15 protein-coding genes are annotated in these 18,152 nt (G+C 47.2%); 14 read left to right on the forward strand and 1 reads right to left on the reverse strand.

Annotated elements, in window-relative coordinates; all coding sequences use genetic code 11:
- The 11 genes from mraY to lpxC all read left to right on the forward strand — a co-directional run.
- On the forward strand, nt 1-498 hold a 498-nt coding region (gene mraY / locus ACIQZ3_RS09710), incomplete at its 5' end, for a phospho-N-acetylmuramoyl-pentapeptide-transferase (RefSeq protein ID WP_397392631.1).
- A 10-nt stretch (nt 499-508) separates the two neighbouring features.
- Nucleotides 509-2,128, forward strand: coding sequence for a UDP-N-acetylmuramoyl-L-alanine--D-glutamate ligase (gene murD, locus ACIQZ3_RS09715; protein ID WP_397392633.1), 1,620 nt, complete (start codon nt 509-511; stop codon nt 2,126-2,128).
- A complete protein-coding gene (ftsW, locus tag ACIQZ3_RS09720; protein WP_397392635.1) occupies nt 2,125-3,396 on the forward strand; it encodes a putative lipid II flippase FtsW in 1,272 nt (423 codons plus the stop codon). The genes murD and ftsW overlap by 4 nt, the downstream gene beginning before the upstream one ends.
- Nucleotides 3,393-4,466 carry an undecaprenyldiphospho-muramoylpentapeptide beta-N-acetylglucosaminyltransferase gene (gene murG, locus ACIQZ3_RS09725; RefSeq protein WP_397392637.1) on the forward strand — a complete coding sequence of 358 codons (1,074 nt, stop codon included), beginning with the start codon at nt 3,393-3,395 and terminating at the stop codon, nt 4,464-4,466. Before ftsW ends, murG begins: the two co-directional genes overlap by 4 nt.
- Nucleotides 4,463-5,899, forward strand: coding sequence for a UDP-N-acetylmuramate--L-alanine ligase (murC, locus tag ACIQZ3_RS09730; protein WP_397392639.1), 1,437 nt, complete (start codon nt 4,463-4,465; stop codon nt 5,897-5,899). Before murG ends, murC begins: the two co-directional genes overlap by 4 nt.
- Nucleotides 5,892-6,905, forward strand: coding sequence for a D-alanine--D-alanine ligase (locus ACIQZ3_RS09735; RefSeq protein ID WP_397392641.1), 1,014 nt, complete (start codon nt 5,892-5,894; stop codon nt 6,903-6,905). Before murC ends, ACIQZ3_RS09735 begins: the two co-directional genes overlap by 8 nt.
- On the forward strand, nt 6,902-7,768 hold the full coding sequence (locus ACIQZ3_RS09740) for a cell division protein FtsQ/DivIB (protein WP_397392643.1): 867 nt from the start codon (nt 6,902-6,904) through the stop codon (nt 7,766-7,768). Before ACIQZ3_RS09735 ends, ACIQZ3_RS09740 begins: the two co-directional genes overlap by 4 nt.
- 9 nt (nt 7,769-7,777) lie before the next feature.
- Nucleotides 7,778-9,007: a cell division protein FtsA gene (ftsA, locus tag ACIQZ3_RS09745; protein WP_397392645.1), complete on the forward strand. Its 1,230-nt coding sequence runs from the start codon at nt 7,778-7,780 to the stop codon at nt 9,005-9,007.
- A 45-nt stretch (nt 9,008-9,052) separates the two neighbouring features.
- On the forward strand, nt 9,053-10,393 hold the full coding sequence (gene ftsZ / locus ACIQZ3_RS09750) for a cell division protein FtsZ (RefSeq protein ID WP_397392647.1): 1,341 nt from the start codon (nt 9,053-9,055) through the stop codon (nt 10,391-10,393).
- A 111-nt stretch (nt 10,394-10,504) separates the two neighbouring features.
- Nucleotides 10,505-11,005, forward strand: a complete 501-nt coding sequence (locus tag ACIQZ3_RS09755) for a peroxiredoxin (protein WP_397392649.1) — start codon at nt 10,505-10,507, stop codon at nt 11,003-11,005.
- A gap of 28 nt (nt 11,006-11,033) precedes the next feature.
- A complete protein-coding gene (gene lpxC, locus ACIQZ3_RS09760; RefSeq protein WP_216178835.1) occupies nt 11,034-11,948 on the forward strand; it encodes a UDP-3-O-acyl-N-acetylglucosamine deacetylase in 915 nt (304 codons plus the stop codon).
- 2 nt (nt 11,949-11,950) lie between these two features.
- Here lpxC and ACIQZ3_RS09765 read toward each other — a convergent pair whose 3' ends face one another.
- Complete coding sequence (locus tag ACIQZ3_RS09765) at nt 11,951-12,454, reverse strand: hypothetical protein (RefSeq protein ID WP_397392651.1); 504 nt, start codon at nt 12,452-12,454, stop codon at nt 11,951-11,953.
- A 53-nt stretch (nt 12,455-12,507) separates the two neighbouring features.
- Between ACIQZ3_RS09765 and secA the strand changes: the two genes are divergently transcribed.
- The 3 genes from secA (at nt 12,508) to ACIQZ3_RS09780 (ending at nt 18,017) form a co-directional block, all read left to right on the forward strand.
- Nucleotides 12,508-15,273: a preprotein translocase subunit SecA gene (gene secA / locus ACIQZ3_RS09770; protein ID WP_397392653.1), complete on the forward strand. Its 2,766-nt coding sequence runs from the start codon at nt 12,508-12,510 to the stop codon at nt 15,271-15,273.
- A gap of 151 nt (nt 15,274-15,424) precedes the next feature.
- On the forward strand, nt 15,425-15,883 hold the full coding sequence (locus tag ACIQZ3_RS09775) for a (2Fe-2S)-binding protein (protein ID WP_397392655.1): 459 nt from the start codon (nt 15,425-15,427) through the stop codon (nt 15,881-15,883).
- A 10-nt stretch (nt 15,884-15,893) separates the two neighbouring features.
- On the forward strand, nt 15,894-18,017 hold the full coding sequence (locus ACIQZ3_RS09780) for a molybdopterin cofactor-binding domain-containing protein (RefSeq protein WP_397392657.1): 2,124 nt from the start codon (nt 15,894-15,896) through the stop codon (nt 18,015-18,017).
- Nucleotides 18,018-18,152 lie beyond the last annotated feature (135 nt).

The raw sequence follows: 18,152 nt of genomic DNA on the forward strand, positions 1-18,152 counted from the left end.
ATCATGCCGGTGATATTAGTTGGTGCTGCTCTGGGTGCTTTTGCTTATGTAATGGGTAATGCAATTTACGCAAAGTATTTGTTGTTCCCCTATATTCCTGGCGCAGGTGAGCTCATGATTTTCTGTGGCGCCATGGGTGGTGCGGGGCTGGCATTCCTTTGGTACAACACACATCCTGCTCAGGTATTTATGGGTGATGTTGGCGCACTCGCATTGGGTGGCGCACTCGGCACTATCGCCGTGATTGTTCGCCAGGAAATCGTACTCTTTGTTATGGGCGGAATCTTTGTAGCAGAAACACTATCAGTCATGCTGCAAGTGTTTTGGTTCAAATTTACCAAGAAGCGTTTTGGTGAAGGCCGTCGTATTTTTAGGATGGCTCCACTACATCACCATTTCGAATTAGGTGGCTGGCGTGAAACACAAGTAGTAGTTCGTTTCTGGATCATCACCATTTTATTAGTCCTCATTGGCCTCTCCAGCCTGAAATTAAGGTAAGCCAAAGAATATGCATAACTTAGATCAAGCCTTCGCCAACCCAGCTCTCATCGCAGATGAGGGCTATCAAGCGCCTCAGCATTTCTTAATCTTAGGATTGGGAGAGTCTGGCTATGCCATGGCTAAGTGGTGTTTACGGAACGCTGCAAAGGTTAGCTTGGCCGATACGCGTGATCGCGAAAAGTTAAATGAGCGACAAAAAGCCTGGTTGGCTGATCTTGAATTTGCTGGTCTCCAAGAAGCTCATTTTGGCCCGCTTGATAGACTGAACTTACAGAACATTGATGTTATCGGCATTAGTCCTGGCCTATCACCTCTTCAAGAGCCAATGGCTTCATTCTTGGCTAATACACAAGAATCTCATATTGATATCTGGGGTGAATTGGAATTCTTTGCCAGAGCTATCGCTGCATTGGATCGCATGGCCCAAGTTGCAGAGTCTGAATACAAGCCAGCCTTATTGGCAATCACCGGAACCAATGGAAAGACAACTACGACTGCGCTGACGGGGCAGTTGTGTGAGCGTGCTGGTAAGCGAGTTGCTGTTGCTGGGAATATTAGCCCGGCAGCATTAGACAAGTTGATGTCATGCTTGGATGAGTCTGATCAGGTTGCCGATATGCCTGAGATTTGGGTGCTTGAACTTTCTAGCTTCCAATTGGTTTACACGAGCACCTTTAATGCAACAGCAGCAACCGTATTAAATATTACGCAAGATCACTTGGATTGGCATGGTGATATGCAGGCCTATGTGGATGCAAAAGCAAATATCTTTGGCCAAGACACTATCTGTATTTTGAATCGTGATGACTCGTTGGTAATGAATCTGCTGACTGATGAGCAAAAAGCAAACAAATCAGTGCTTACCTTTGGTGCAAGCCGCCCTGATGAGCAGGGCGCCTTTGGCATTGAGCATGATCTACGCGCCGGTGGAATTGATTGGCTGGTTTGGGCTGAGGTGGATGAAGATCTTGAGCCTCAACCTAAGCGCCGCCGTAAGGCTGCCGCTGTAGAGGAGGAGCCATTGAGACTGAAGCGTTTAATACCTGCCGATGCTTTACGCATTCGTGGTCGCCACAATGCCTTGAATGCATTAGCTGCTCTAGCCTTAGCGCGCTCAGCTGGTCTGCCAATGAATATGCTTTTACATGGTTTGCGTGACTACCATGGCGAGCCACATCGTGTTCAAAGTGTTTCGATTGTGTCGAATGTTGAGTATGTGGATGACAGTAAAGGCACCAATGTAGGGGCGACTGTAGCTGCACTAAATGGCCTAAGCGCCAATGAGTCTGGCAAGCGGATCTGGTTGATTGCTGGTGGTGAGGGTAAGGGTCAGGACTTTAGTCCTTTGCGCGATCCTGCATTGCGCTTTGTAAAAGGCATTTTCCTGATTGGTAAAGACGCCCCAATTATTGCTGAGGTTTTGGCTGATGCCGTGCCCTGCGTGATGAGTGAGACTCTACAAAACGCAGTGGCAGAAGCCTCAAAACAAGCTCAGGCTGGCGATATTGTTTTGCTCTCACCAGCTTGCGCTAGCTTTGATCAGTTTAGTGATTACGTAGCGCGCGCCGAAGCATTTGTTGCTGAAGTTCAAGAATTGGGAATGCAATTCGAAGGAGTCCATGCATGAGTTTGAAGGAAAAACTTTTTCCTGAGAATCGTTGGGGCCTTGGCCGCTTCTGGAATTTCTCCAGAGGCGGGATCGATAATTTCCGTAGTGGCTTGAGGGATGCGGTTTCTGGTGTCGAACAAACTCGCTCACGCATGATGGACTATGACCAGTTGTTAGTTTGGGCGGTACTGTCTTTAGCCTTAATCGGTTTAGTCATGGTCTACTCCGCATCCATTACTTTGGCTGATGGCCCTAAGTACGCAAATTACAGTAGCAACTTCTTCTTAATTCGGCATTGCATTTCGTTGGCAATTGCAATTGGTGTTGGTATTTGGGCATTCAAGATTCCAACCAAAGTTTGGGATCGTTATTCACCAGTCATTTTTGGCTTTACGGTTTTGCTCTTGATTGCTGTTCTCATCCCTGGTGTGGGTAAGGGTGTAAATGGTGCGAAGCGTTGGATTCCATTAGGACTCATGAACTTCCAGCCATCTGAATTAATGAAATTTGCCGCAGTGATTTTTGCCGCAAGCTACACAGTCCAACGCCAAGAGTATCTCCACTCATTTGTTAAGGGCATGTTGCCCATGGGTATTGCGGTTGCATTAGTGGGTGGCTTATTGATGGCCGAACCAGATATGGGCGCATTTGTTGTAGTTGCCTTAATTGCCTTTGGAATTTTGTTCTTGGGCGGTATTAACGCTAAGTTATTTGGCGGCTTGATCTTGGTTGGCTTGATGAGTGGCGCCACGATGATTGCCCTTTCACCATTCCGTCGTGGCCGTATGCTGGCGTTTATGGATCCATGGCAAGTCGACAATGCAGCAAATAAAGGCTATCAATTAACCCATTCCCTCATGGCATTTGGACGTGGCGAATGGTTTGGTCTTGGTCTGGGCGGTAGTGTTGAAAAATTGCATTACCTTCCGGAAGCGCATACCGATTTCATCATGGCAGTGATTGGTGAAGAGCTTGGATTTGTGGGTGTAGTAGTGATGATCTTCTTGTTTTATTGGATCGTACGTCGTGCATTCTTAATTGGCCGCACGGCTTTGCAATTGGATCGTAGTTTTGCGGGCCTTGCTGCTAAAGGTGTGGCGATATGGATTGGTTGGCAGGCATTTATCAATATGGGCGTGAACTTAGGTTTGCTTCCTACCAAAGGCTTGACTCTTCCTTTGGTTAGTTATGGTGGTTCAGGAATTTTGATGAATGCAGTAGCAGTCGCCATGCTCTTGCGCATTGATTATGAGAACCGAATCTTGATGCGGGGTGGCAAGTTATGACCAAGCCATCTATCTTGATTATGGCCGGTGGTACTGGGGGACATATTTTCCCGGGCCTCGCTGTTGCTGAATACCTACGCATCTGCGGCTGGAAAGTGTTTTGGCTTGGCAATCAAAGCGGTATGGAATATCGCCTAGTAAAAGCCTGTGACTTCCCATTTGAGGCAGTTGAGTTTGGCGGCTTGCGTGGCAAAGGCATCAAAGCAAAATTGATGCTTCCATTTAATCTTGCAAGAGCCAGTTTTCAGAGTTTGAAAATCATGCGCCGCATTAAGCCAAATGTCGTTTTAGGTATGGGCGGATACATTACGTTTCCTGGCGGCTTGATGACGAAGTTTTTGAAGAAGCCGTTGGTTCTGCATGAAGCAAATTCTGTAGCAGGAAGTGCCAATCGCGCTCTTGCCAAAATTGCTATGCGCACCTTAACTGGTTTTCCGGATACGATGGCTCATGCCGAGTGGGTTGGCAATCCAATTCGTGCAGAATTCGACGCTGTGGGCGCGCCAGCAAAACGATATGAAACGCGCACTGGGCCTTTGTCGATCCTCGTAGTTGGTGGCAGCTTAGGTGCGGCTGCTTTGAATGAAGCAATTCCAGCAGCCTTGGCATTGATGGATAAAGATGCACGTCCACATGTGATCCACCAAGCAGGCGATAAGCATCTCGTAGATTTACAGCAGCGTTATGCTGACTTAGGCGTCACTGCTGACATACGTCCTTTTATTGACGATATGCCAACTGCCTATGCCCAAGCAGATCTCGTAATCTGCCGCTCCGGGGCCATGACTGTTTCTGAAATCGCAGCATGTGGTGTTGCATCCTGCTTGATCCCATTCCCATATGCAATTGATGATCATCAGACTGCGAATGCTCGCTTTTTGTCGGATGCAGATGCAGCAATCCTGCTCCCACAACAAGATCTCAATCCGCAGGATCTCGCATCCATGATTCAAAACTTTAGCCGCCAAGATTTACAAGTAATAGCGGAACGTGCTCATGCTTTAGCCAAGCCCCATGCAACTCAGCGGGTAGCTGAGGTATGTGCAGACTGTGCAGGAGTTGGTATATGAAACATATCGTTCAGCAAATACATTTTGTTGGCATTGGCGGCGCAGGCATGAGCGGTATTGCCGAAGTGCTCCTGAATCTGGGCTATCAAGTATCTGGATCCGACTTAGCGGAAGGCGCTGCTACTAAGCGCTTAAAGGATTTAGGCGCAGTCATTCATATTGGCCATGACCCTAAAAATATTGGTACTGCAGAGGCGGTCGTGATTTCTACTGCGGTTGCAGGAAATAATCCAGAGGTGCTAGCCGCCCGCGCAGCTAAGGTGCCTGTGATTCAACGTGCTGTCATGCTCGGCGAACTCATGCGCTTAAAGCAGGGCATTGCGATTGCAGGCACACATGGCAAAACAACGACAACCAGTTTAGTTGCCTCAGTTTTGGCCGAAGGCGGCTTAGATCCAACCTTTGTGATCGGCGGTAAGTTAAATTCCGCAGGTGCTAATGCACGCTTAGGCCAGGGCGACTTTATTGTGGTTGAAGCGGATGAGTCTGATGCCTCATTCTTGCAATTATTCCCAGCGATGGAAGTGGTTACCAATATCGATGCTGATCATATGGATACCTATCAGCATGATATGGCAAGGTTGAAGCAAGCGTTTGTCCAGTTCATTCAGCGTATGCCTTTTTATGGTGTTGCTGTGCTTTGTATTGATGATGCGAATGTTCGCGACATTATCCCATTTGTGTCGCAGCCAGTATTACGCTACGGTTTATCTGACGATGCAGATATTCGTGCAAGTAATGTGCGCGCTGAAGGTACACGCATGCACTTTACGGTTGATCGTAAAACTGTACGCCGTCATGGCAACAAGCTTGGTCAACTCGAAGTGCAATTAAATTTACCGGGCCTACATAACGTTCGTAATGCCTTAGCGGCGATTGGTATTGCCACTGAGCTTGGTGTGGGTGATGAGGCTATCGTGAAGGCCTTATCTGAATTTAGTGGCGTTGGTCGCCGCTTCCAAAGATATGGAGAGATTCCTTTGGCATCTGGCGGAAGTTTCACACTGATAGATGACTACGGACATCATCCTGTTGAAATGGCAGCTACTTTATCTGCGGCACGCGGGGCTTATCCTGATCGACGTTTGGTATTGGCGTTCCAGCCCCATCGCTTTACAAGAACGCGTGATTGCTTTGGTGAGTTTGTGCAAGTGCTGAAAAACTTTGATGCCCTCGTATTAACCGAGGTCTACCCCGCTGGCGAAGCTAAGATTCCAGGCGCCGATGGTCAAAGCCTCATGAAAGCAGCGCTAACAACTGATAGAGCTTTGAAGAGCTTTTTAGACGGCTCAGCCGTGGCCTTTGCGCCGAGTGTTGCCGAGATGCCTGAAAAACTCAGCACCTTATTGCGTGATGGCGATGTCTTAATCACGATGGGTGCAGGCTCTATCTCTGGCTTGCCTCATGCACTGGCGGAGGCAAAACATGTCTAAGCAGAACCAACAGTTGCTTTCTTGGGGTGAGCGAGTGAAGCAAGAGCTCGCAAATCTAGATGTTCAATCTCTTGGTCGGGTCGGCGTATTGCTCGGCGGTCGATCTGGTGAGCGTGAGATTTCCTTGATGTCAGGTAATGGTGTATTGGATGCGCTGCTGTCTAAAGGAGTTGATGCGCATCCATTTGATCCAGGGTTACGTTGCCCAACTGAATTGGCAAATGAAAAATTTGACCGTATCTTGATTTCCTTGCATGGACGCTATGGTGAAGATGGCACGATCCAAGGATTACTCGAGCTTTTAGGTTTACCTTATACTGGTAGTGGTGTACTGGCCTCTGCATTGGCGATCAACAAAATTGCTACTAAGCTTGTCTGGCTCAGTAGCGGTCTTTCAACTCCTGAGTTTCAGGAGTTGAAAGCTGATAGCGATTGGAGTGCTGTCGTGAAGCACTTAGGTCTCCCATTGATTGTGAAGCCGGCACATGAGGGTTCTTCGCTTGGCTTAACTAAAGTGAAATCCGTCGACGAGTTGCCTGCAGCCTATAAGTTGGCTGCGGGGATGGATAAAAAGGTGATTGCCGAAACTTGTATTGTTGGTGATGAGTTAACTTGCCCATTAGTTGGTTTTGGAGAAAATGCTGAGGCATTGCCTGTGATCAAAATCAACCCGCCAGAAGCCAATTACGATTTCCACAATAAGTATTTTTCTGATGAGACTAAATACTTGTGCCCAACTGGCTTAGCACCAGAAGTAAATAAAGCTGTTCAAGATTTAGCCTTAGCTGCTTATCGCACCCTTGGCTGTAAAACCTGGGGGCGCGCTGATGTGATGTTGGATCAAAAAACTGGCAAGCCCTATCTCTTGGAGATGAATACATCTCCAGGTATGACTTCGCATTCTTTAGTTCCAATGGCCGCTAAAGCAGCCGGTGTTGAATATGCTGATTTAGTTCTCTGGGTCATTAGCCAAACCTTAAATACCAAAGGGGTTGCGCAAGCATGAGTCGGATGAGCGCTTTCTTAAATGGCTTCGGTGAAGTGTTTGCTTCATTGGCATCCCCACTTTGGAATCATCCAGAGCGGATGCAAAAGTTGAGTCGTTTCTTGATGCGCTGTTTCGCGGTCATGGTTTGTGTCGGAATTTTGGTGTGGTTAAGCCAGCGCCCCGTCTTTGCATTGCGCCAAGTAGTGATTGAGCCGGTAGCTGGGCAAACGCTGAAGCATATTAATAAGCCTGTAGTGAAACAACAAGTTTTAGAGACGGTCCAGGGAAACTTCTTTAGCGTGAGATTAGAGGATGTGAAGCGGGGCTTTGAGTCGATGCCATGGGTGCGTCATGCCAATGTTCGCAGGGTCTGGCCCAACGGATTGATTGTGAGTATTGAAGAGCAAAAGCCATTTGGTACTTGGGGTGGAGCTGATAGTCATACCTTAATGAACACCCATGGCGAGCTATTCGCTGGTCGTGTTTCTGATGTGGGAGACGGAATTCAGTTGATTTATTTTTCTGGTCCAGAAGATGCAAGCAAAGAAGTGATGCGCTTATATGAAAAAGCGAACGCTTGGTTTAAGCCGTGGAGTGCAGAAGTAAAAGGCTTAACTCTTTCTGAACGCTATGCCTGGCACGTGAAGTTATCGAACGGTATGAAGGTGGAGTTTGGTCGGGACGAAGAGAATTCCGATAAAACATTAACTGAGGATCGTGTAGCGCGCCTCTTTAAATATTGGCCACAAGTTCAAGAGAAGTGGGCTAATCGCGTAGATGCAATTGATTTGCGCTATGCAAATGGTTTTGCAGTGCATCTTGCTTCGGCAAGTTTGAAAAAGAATGAAGCAGACGGCAAGAAAAGTGAGCAGAAGCAATGAGGAATGAGAATGAGTAAAGACAACCGCGATTTATTGGTCGGATTAGATATTGGGACGTCCAAGGTGGTTGCTTTGGTTGCTGAGTTAGCGCCGGATGGCCAATTTAATGTAGTTGGCGTTGGCCAAACTGCATCCAAAGGCTTGAAGAAAGGCGTAGTTGTCAATATTGAGGCTACTGTTCAATCCATTCAAAAAGCGCTTGAAGAGGCTGAGGTAATGGCAGATCGCCAGATCGTGCAGGTCTTTACCGGTATCGCTGGAAATCACATTGTGAGCTTTAACTCTAGCGGTATGGTGGCCATTCGGGATAAAGAAGTTAGCGCTGGGGATGTTGAACGCGTCTTGGAAACTGCCAAAGCAATTAATATTCCAACGGATCAACAAATCCTTCACATCCTTGTTCAAGAATTCATTATTGATGGACAAGAAGATGTTCGTGAGCCAATTGGTATGAGTGGTTTGCGTCTAGAGGTGAAAGTGCACATTGTTACTGGTGCGGTTAGTGCTGCGCAAAATATTGTGAAGTGTGTGCGTCGCTGTGGCTTAGAGGTAAATGATCTTATTTTGCAGCCACTCGCATCTAGCTTAGCCGTGCTAACAGAAGATGAAAAAGAGTTGGGCGTTGTCTTGGTTGATATTGGTGGTGGCACAACTGATATCGCTATCTATTGCCAGGGCTCCATTCGACATACCGCTGTGATTCCGATTGCAGGCGATCAAATTACCAATGACATTGCGATGGCATTGCGCACGCCGACGATTGATGCTGAAGATCTCAAGATTCAATATGGTATCGCTCGCCAAGATATGGCAGACCCGACCACCATGATTGATGTACCCGGAGTTGGAGATCGCGAACCACGCCCAATGTCTAAGCAAGCCTTAGCGGCTGTCATTGAGCCGCGTGTAGAAGAGTTATTTACCTTAGTGCGTGGTGTAGTTCAAGATTCAGGTTATGAAGATATGGTGTCTTCAGGAATCGTGCTGACTGGTGGAACCTCTTTAATGCCAGGAATGGTTGAACTTGCTGAGCAAGTGTTCTTGCGCCCAGCCCGCATCGGTACTCCTGAGTACCAGGGTCATCTGCATGAAGTTTTGCGTAGCCCACGTTTTGCTACCAGTATCGGTTTATTAATGGAAGGCCAGTCGCAGTTGTTGCGTGGCCGTCGAGTATCGCAATCAGGCGCGCTGCAAAGTGTGATTTCGCGCATGAAGGAATGGTTCGCAGGAAATTTTTAAGTTTTTCGTCGTCGTCAATGTAGTACTTATTACCTAGGAGGGTATATGGAATTTGAAATGTTAGATCAAGAAACAGCTGGCAAAACCATTATTAAAGTGGTTGGTGTTGGCGGTGCAGGTGGTAATGCAGTTCAGCACATGATTCGTCGCGGTGTTAACGGCGTAGAGTTTATTTGCATGAACACCGATGCCGGCGCTTTACAGCGTTCTGAGGCATCTGTGAATTTGCAACTAGGCTCTAGCGGACTCGGTGCTGGAGCAAAACCTGAAATCGGTGCAGCTTCTGCTGAAGAAGCGCGTGCTCGTATTGCGGATACATTGCAAGGCGCACACATGGTGTTTATCACTGCTGGTATGGGTGGTGGCACAGGTACTGGTGCAGCGCCAATCGTTGCTCAAGTTGCTAAAGAGATGGGTATCTTAACTGTTGGCGTTATTAGCAAGCCATTTGACTTTGAAGGCGTTAAGCGTCTGAAGGTTGCTGAAAACGGAGCCTCTGAACTTGAGTCTTATGTAGATTCATTGATCGTAGTTCTCAACGAGAAACTATTCGAAGTGATGGGTGAAGATGCAGAGTTTGATAAGGCATTTGCATGCGCTGATGATGTATTGCACAACGCTGTTTCAGGTATTGCAGAAATCATTAACGTACAAGGTTTGATTAACGTCGACTTTGAGGACGTGAAAACAGTAATGGGTGAACAAGGTAAGGCGATGATGGGAACTGCAACAGTTTCTGGCATGGACCGTGCACGTTTAGCTGCTGAAGCGGCAGTTGCTTCACCATTGCTCGAAGGTGTTGATTTGTCTGGTGCGCGTGGCGTATTGGTCAACATCACTGCTAGCCGTTCATTGAAGTTGTCTGAAACACGTGAAGTGATGGCAGCGATTCGTGGCTATGCTGCAGATGATGCTACTGTGATCTTCGGTACTGTATATGACGAGACTTTGGGTGACGCACTGCGTGTAACTGTAGTTGCAACAGGTTTGAATAATCCACAAGCACGTCAACATCATCAGCCAGAAGTAGTTTGGAGACAAGCTACTGGTACGCATGATGCGATGCCAACGATGGCTGACTTAAACAGCTTTGCTCCAGCAAGTGCTTCCGCAGCAATGAGCAAGGTAAGTCTTGATTCAGCTTTGGGTACTAGCGCTGGTTTGGCAATGACAGGTGGTGGTAGTGCGCCTTCGATGGCCGCTCAACCAGCAGCTGGCGGTGTTGATTACAGCCAATATGATTTGCCACGTGTATTCCGTAGTTCGCGTGAAGCTACACCAGCCCCTACATTAGGTGCTGATAGCTCGCCACAGGCGAAAACTATGTTGGATAAAGGGGCTGATTACTACGAAATCCCAGCTTTTTTACGTAAGCAAGCAGACTAAGCCACTGCTCAATACAATAGATTGTGCAGAATGCCAGCGCGGCGCCCCTCCGGACGACGAATCCCGCGCTAGCGTTGGCATACTCATGACAACTATTTCATTGGAGATCTTATGATCGCAGTCGGACAAAAATTACCAAACGCTACTCTTTATGAGTTTTTAGATGAAGCAAGCGAAGGTTGCACTATTGGCCCAAACGCATTCGAAGTTGAAAAACTCACCGCCGGAAAAAAGATTGTGATCTTTGCTTTGCCTGGCGCATTTACACCGACTTGTTCAGCAAAGCACGTTCCAAGCTATGTTGAACACTTTGATGCAATCAAAGCAAAAGGTGTTGATGAAATTTGGTGTATTTCAGTAAACGACCCATTTGTAATGGGTGCTTGGGGTCGCGATCAAAAAGTGGGTAAAAAGATCCGCATGTTGGGTGATGGTAGTGCTGAGTTCACCAAGAAGCTTGGCTTGGAATTGGATCTGATTGCTCGTGGTTTGGGTGTTCGTTCAGATCGTTATGCCATGATCGTTGAAGACAGCGTAGTAACAACTTTAGATCGTGAAGCGCCTGGTAAGTTTGAAGTGAGCGATGCTGCTTCAATTTTGAAGAAGCTTTAAGAAATCACTCCTGAATTTAGATAAAACCATGATGAAGCAACGCACAATCGCCACCCCGATTAAAACCGTGGGGATTGGCTTGCACTCTGGGCGCAAGGTGACTTTGTCTATTAAGCCTGCGCCGATAAATTCAGGAATCTTATTTGTACGTGTAGACACCCCGGAGCAATCGGTCGTACCGGCTACTGCCCTGGCGGTTTGCGATACTCGCCTGGCCTCAGTGATTCAAAAAGATGGAGTACGTGTTTCCACGGTGGAGCACTTGCTTTCAGCTTGTGCGGGCCTAGGGCTTGATAATTTATTGATTGAGCTTGACGGTGAAGAAGTTCCCATCATGGATGGCAGTGCAGCTTCATTCTTGTTCCTAATGGAATCCGCTGGAATTGCAGAACAAGAGGCACCACGTCAATTTGTTGTGATTAAAAAACCGATTGAAGTAAGGGAGGGTGACAAGCTCGCGCGTCTAGAACCCTTCTTTGGTTATAAGTTGGATTTCACAATCGACTTTAAGCATCCAGCAGTAGATAAGACTGGTCAGCGCTTTGTAGTGGACTTTGCAGAACACGCATATCGAAGCGAGATCGGCCGCGCTCGTACTTTTGGTTTTGCTCATGAAGTGGAAGCATTGCGAGAAATGGGATTAGCTCGTGGTGGAAGTTTGGATAACGCGATCGTCCTCGATGAGCATCGCATCCTGAATAACGAAGAGTTACGTTATGAAGATGAGTTTGTTCGCCATAAAATTTTGGATGCCATTGGCGATCTGTATTTAGTCGGACACCCGATCGTGGGCTCCTATGTCGCTGAAAAATCAGGGCATGCCCTCAATAACGCGCTTTTGCGTAAGCTTTTAGAAGACCCTAGTTCTTACGAAGTCAGCAGCTTTCCAGAAAATAAGGCTCCCGCAGCCTATTCCAAAGAGAGTCAACCCCTCTTTTTCTAGGTTTATTTAGGTTTGCTTTGAAGTAGGCGTTCAACCGCCTTGCGCAGATCAGAATCTGGTGCTAATTTCTCCAATAAGGATTCCCAGGAAGTCCTGGCTACTGCATTAAAGCCTTTTGGCTTCTGGCTGACTTGCTGACCCTCACGGGGTTTAATGTCCCAGGTGGGTGGGGCTGGCTTTAGGCGTACCTTGATGCTGGCGCAAATTACCCCTTTTTTATTTAACTCATTGATTAGACTAGGTAAAACCTGTTGAAGACGGGTGGCGATACTTGCCCCATTCACCAGTAAAAACAATTCATTCTGACCGTCGGAACGCCAGCCAACCTCAATTTTGGGTGCTAAGTTATCCAAATCTAACTCAAAAAGAGCTGCTTTGAGGGCAATTTTGAGTTTGGCAAGATCTTCTGATTTGGCCAAGATTCCGCCCAAGCCCTCGGAGTCGCGCAAATACTCTAGCCACTCATGGGCGGCTTTCGTGCGGACGGGTTTAGGGGCGAAGTTCATATAAAAAAAGGTGCGGGTGATAAACTCAAGGTCTTAATTTACTTCAATATCCCATGGTAATCGGTCTTCTTAAAACCCTGGTCGGCAGTCGTAACGACCGCCTCTTAAAACAGTATCGCAAAGTAGTTGCCAAAGTTAGCGCTTTCGAGCCTAGCATGCAAGCTTTGGATGATGCCGCACTGCAAGCAAAAACTGCTGAGTTTAAGTCGCGTTTGGCTGCGGGCGAGTCATTGGATGACATTGCTCCAGAGGCTTTTGCGTTAGTTCGTGAGGCGAGCTCGCGCGTGATGAAGATGCGCCATTTTGATGCGCAGATGATGGGTGGCCTTGCATTGCATCAAGGCAAGATTGCTGAAATGGGAACTGGCGAAGGTAAAACCTTAACCGCTACGCTTCCTGTGTATTTAAATGCCCTCATTGGAAACGGTGTTCACGTCATCACAGTAAATGATTACTTGGCTCAGCGTGATGCTGAGTGGATGTCAATGCTCTATAACTTCTTGGGCATGACGGTTGGTGTGAATCTATCTCAGATGGATCACACAACTAAGCAAGAAGCTTATGCAGCTGATATCACTTACGGTACTAATAACGAGTTTGGTTTTGATTACCTTCGTGACAACATGGTGCAAGATTTGGGTCAACGTGTTCAACGTGGCCTAGCTTATGCGATTGTTGATGAGGTCGACTCGATTCTGATTGATGAGGCTCGTACCCCATTGATCATTTCTGGTCAGGCTGAAGACCATACTGATTTGTACATCAAGATTAATGCTTTGCCGGCTTACTTAGAGCGCCAAATTGGCGAGGAAAAAGCAGATGGTACTGGTGTTGAAAAGCCGGGTGATTACTGGGTTGATGAGAAGTCCCAGCAAGTTTATTTAACAGAGCGCGGCCACGATAAGACGGAGACAGTTTTAGTTGAGCTTGGTGCTTTGAATGATGGCGACTCTTTGTATGCTCCGCAAAATATTACTTTGATGCATCACGTGTATGCCGCATTACGTGCGCATACGCTATACAACCGTGATCAACAATATGTTGTGCAGAATGGTGAAGTCATTATTGTTGATGAGTTCACTGGTCGCTTAATGCAGGGTCGTCGTTGGTCCGATGGTCTGCATCAAGCTGTTGAGGCTAAAGAGGGTGTGCAGATTCAGAATGAGAATCAGACGCTAGCCACAATTACTTTCCAGAACTACTTCCGTATGTACGGCAAGTTGGCTGGTATGACTGGTACTGCAGACACCGAAGCTTATGAGTTCAAGGAAATTTACAACCTTGAGACCGTAGTTATTCCTCCAAATCGCATCAGCCAAAGAAAAGATCGTCAAGATCAGATCTATAAGACATCGCGCGAGCGCTACGATGCAGTAATTAAAGATATTGAGGATTGCTACAAACGTGGTCAACCTGTCTTGGTTGGTACAACCTCGATTGAGAATTCAGAATTAATTGCTGGTTTACTGGATCAGCGTCAATTACCACACCAAGTCTTGAATGCTAAACAGCATGCTCGCGAAGCAGAGATCATTGCTCAAGCTGGTAGACCAAAGATGATCACCATTGCTACTAATATGGCTGGCCGTGGAACAGATATTGTTTTGGGCGGTAACGTTGGTAAACAATCTTCCTTAATTGAAGCGGATGCTGCTCTATCTGATACGGAAAAAGCGGCCAAGATTAAGACCTTGCAGGATGAGTGGCAAAGCTTGCATGATCAAGTGTTGGCTGCGGGTGGCTTGCACATCATTGGTACAGAGCGTCATGAGAGCCGCCGTATTGATAATCAGCTGCGCGGCCGTGCAGGTCGTCAAGGGGATTCTGGCTCTTCCCGTTTTTATCTTTCTTTAGATGACTCTCTCTTGCGTATTTTTGCTGGTGATCGTCTACGCGCAGTCATGGATCGTCTCAAGATGCCTGATGGCGAGCCGATTGAAGCTGGTATGGTGACTCGTTCAATTGAGTCAGCTCAGCGTAAGGTTGAAGGTCGTAACTTTGATATTCGTAAGCAATTGTTAGAGTATGACGACGTCGCTAACGATCAGCGAAAAGAGACTTATCGCTTAAGAAATGAAGTTCTTGAAAGCGCCGATGTTGGTGAGTTGATTGCCAATTTGCGTGAAGATGTCTTGCGTGGCATTTGTGCCTTATACGTTCCCCGTGAATCGATGGAAGAGCAGTGGGACCTAGTTGGCCTGGAGAATGTGCTGGCCAGCGACTGGGGCTTAACAGTTGACCTGAAGAATTGGGTTGAAAATGCTGCATCTATGGATGATGAGCAGATTGTTGATCGCGTTTTAGAGGCCGCAAAAGAAACTTACGATGCAAAAGTAGAGCTTTCTGGACGCGCATCCTTTGCTGGATTTGAGCGTTCAGTTTTGCTCTATAGCTTAGACACCCATTGGCGTGAACATTTAGCCGCTTTGGATCATTTGCGTCAAGGTATCCATTTGCGTGGCTATGCCCAGAAAGATCCAAAACAAGAGTACCGCCGCGAAGCATTCGAGCTATATGGTGAGCTGCTTAATGTCATCAAGAATGATGTTGTGAAAAGCATCATGACGGTACAGATTCGCAGTGCAAGTGAGCTGGACGAAGCTTCTGAGTCGATGAATGAAGATTTGGCTAAGCTCTCAGATGTGCAGTATCAGCATGCTGATGCAGATCTTGAGGTGGCTGGGTCAACTGGCGATAGCGGCGCAGAGATTGAAATTGCTCCTGCTCCGATGCGCGCTGGCCCTAAAGTCGGCCGTAATGATCCCTGTACCTGCGGTAGCGGTAAGAAATATAAGAACTGCTGCGGCGCATTAAGTTAATGCTCTAAAGGTGATATGCACCAGCCCTAATGTCTTATGAATGGCTCAGATTCTTCTGAGCCATTTTTCTTAGTGAAATCCCTAGCAGTTCTTCAGGCGGGATCATTGAAGATCTGTCATGAGTTATTAAAACCAAATTTACGGAGGTGATATGGCAATTTCTTTTAATCTCAATGGCAATATTGTTAATATTGAAGGGGATCCAGAAACCCCATTATTGTGGGTGTTGCGCGATCACTTGGATGTGACTAGTCCAAAGTATGGATGTGGAGCTGCGCTTTGTGGTGCCTGTACCGTCCATCTTGAGGGTAGTGCAATTCGGTCTTGCTCAACCCCAGTCTCTGCGGCCGCAGGCAAGAAGGTGACAACACTTGAGGGCTTGCCAGAAAAAATGGGTCATGCCTTGCATGATGCATGGCTTGAATTTGATGTGCCGCAGTGCGGTTACTGTCAGACAGGTCAAATGATGTCAGCGGCAGATCTGTTGGCTAAAAAGAAGCAGCCTAATTCAGAAGACATTAAGAATGCAATGAGCGGAAATATTTGTCGTTGCGGAACCTATTCTCGGATTGAGAAGGCAGTTAAGCGCGCAGCAGATAAATTGGCATAAGAGGCGAAACATGAAAAATAACTCAGTAAAAAATATTAGTCGCCGTCACTTTATTCAGCAAGGTGCCGCGGCTACCGGTGCATTTGTTTTGGGTATGCATCTCCCCACCATTGGTAATGCAGCCATAGCATCCAAGAGTGAGTCTGCTTTAGCAAATGCATGGGTGCGCATTACGTCTGACAATCAAATCACCCTAATTTGTGCGCGCTCCGAAATGGGTCAGGACACGTATACCTCCATGCCAGCATTGCTTGCTGAAGAATTAAATTTACCTTTGTCCATGATTAAGGTCGAGATGGCGGGTGTTGCGCCTGTTTACATTAATGCCATGCTGGGCGGCCAAATTACAGGGGGCTCAACCTCTATACGTGAGGGCTTTGATAAGCTGCGCACTGCTGGTGCGGCAACACGTATGGTCTTGGTTCAGGCAGCGGCCAATCGATGGAATGTTTCCCCTGACCAATGTGCCGCTATGAATGGCAAGGTAACTCATGTCAGTGGTAAGTCGGCCACATATGGAGAATTAGCTGCGGATGCTGCAAAATTACCGCTGCCAGAAAAGCCAGCATTAAAGTCGCCCGCTAATTTTATGGTGATTGGTAAAGAGACGATGCGTCGCCTAGATACTCCCGCAAAGATTTCAGGCAAGGCGATTTACGGCATCGATGTAAAAATTCCAGGAATGGCCATTGCTTCCTTGGCCCAGTGCCCGGTCATTGGGGGTACGCCAAGCTCAGTCGATAGTTCTGCTGCGTTAAAGATATCTGGTGTCATTAAGGTGGTGCAGATTTCTGATGGCGTTGCGGTTTTAGCAAAAGATTTTTATGCAGCTCGCAAGGGTAGAGATGCTCTCCAAATTACCTGGAATGAAGGTCCTGGAGCCAACTTAAATAACGTGGAAATCCGCAAGCAGCTAGAGGCAGGTTTGACCAAGAAGGGTGCCATTATTAAAACAGTTGGGGATCCTAATGGGGCAGTTGCAAGTGGCAAGGTTATTAGCGCCCAATACTTTTTGCCGTATCTAGCGCACTCCACAATGGAGCCGGTAAATTGTTCTGCAGATGTTTCAAATGGAAAATGCAGAGTAATAGGTCCCATCCAATTTCAGCAAGGCGCACAAGCAGTTGCAGCAGCAGCTGCCGGAGTGAAGCCAGAGGATGTCACCATTGAAACGACTTTCTTGGGCGGAGGATTCGGTCGCAAATTGGAGTTGGATTTCATCCGCCAAGCGGCAGAGATTTCACGCGCTGCTGGTATGCCGGTCAAGATGCTCTGGACGAAAGAAGATGATATTACTCATGACTTCTATCGTCCGATGAGTGTCCATAAAATGGAGGCAACAATTGGCGCTGATGGCCAGTTAAATGCTCTGAAGGCCAAAATGGTTTCCCAGTCTGTTACGACTCGCGCATTCCCAGGTTTTGTAAAAGATGGCTTTGATCCTTTTATGACTGAAGGATCAAATAATCTCACCTACGGGATTCCGAACTTAGAGATTACTAACGTGATTGAGGATGTTGGGATCAGGGTGGGCTATTGGCGTTCTGTGAGCAATGCCTTGAATGCGTTTGCTGTTGAGAGCTTTATTGATGAAGTTGCTCTAGCGGCAGGCAAGGATCCCGTTGCTTTTAGGATGGCAGAGCTGAAAAAACAACCAAGAGCTTTGGCGGTTCTAAAGCTTGCTGTCGAGAAATCTGGTTACCGTGCAGGCAGCAAAAAATTTGGGGTTGCTCAAATGGAGTGTTATGACACTTACTCCACTTGTGTTGTTGAGTTAGATGGCTCAGCCCCCAAGACTAAGGTTAAGAAGATTACCTTTGTCTCGGATTGTGGAATTACTGTTCACCCCGACCAGGCTAGAGCACAATTGACTGGAGGCATTCTTTATGGCCTGGGCGCCGCCCTCAGCAATGAAATCACCATTCAAAATGGTAGGGTTCAGCAAAGTAATTTCAACAACTATCCAACACTTCGCCAAAACCAAGTTCCCATCATTGAGGTTCACTTGGTTCCTAGTCAGGAGAAGCCTGGCGGTTTGGGAGAGGTTGGAGTGCCATTGGTTGCCCCGGCCCTTACTAATGCTATAGCTGCAGCTACTGGTAAACGAATCAGAGATTTGCCAATTAGAAGCTAGTTATTACCGGTTCTACGGTTGGTAAAGCGCGCCATGTATTGGTGCGCCCGGCAGGGCGCACTTACTTGGAGGTAAAAGTTCTCTACACACCCGGTAAGGGGAAGTGTTAGCTAATGGCAAGGGCTTTGTGGGCGA

Source organism: Polynucleobacter sp. (assembly GCF_044342855.1).
In the GTDB taxonomy this organism is placed as follows: domain Bacteria; phylum Pseudomonadota; class Gammaproteobacteria; order Burkholderiales; family Burkholderiaceae; genus Polynucleobacter.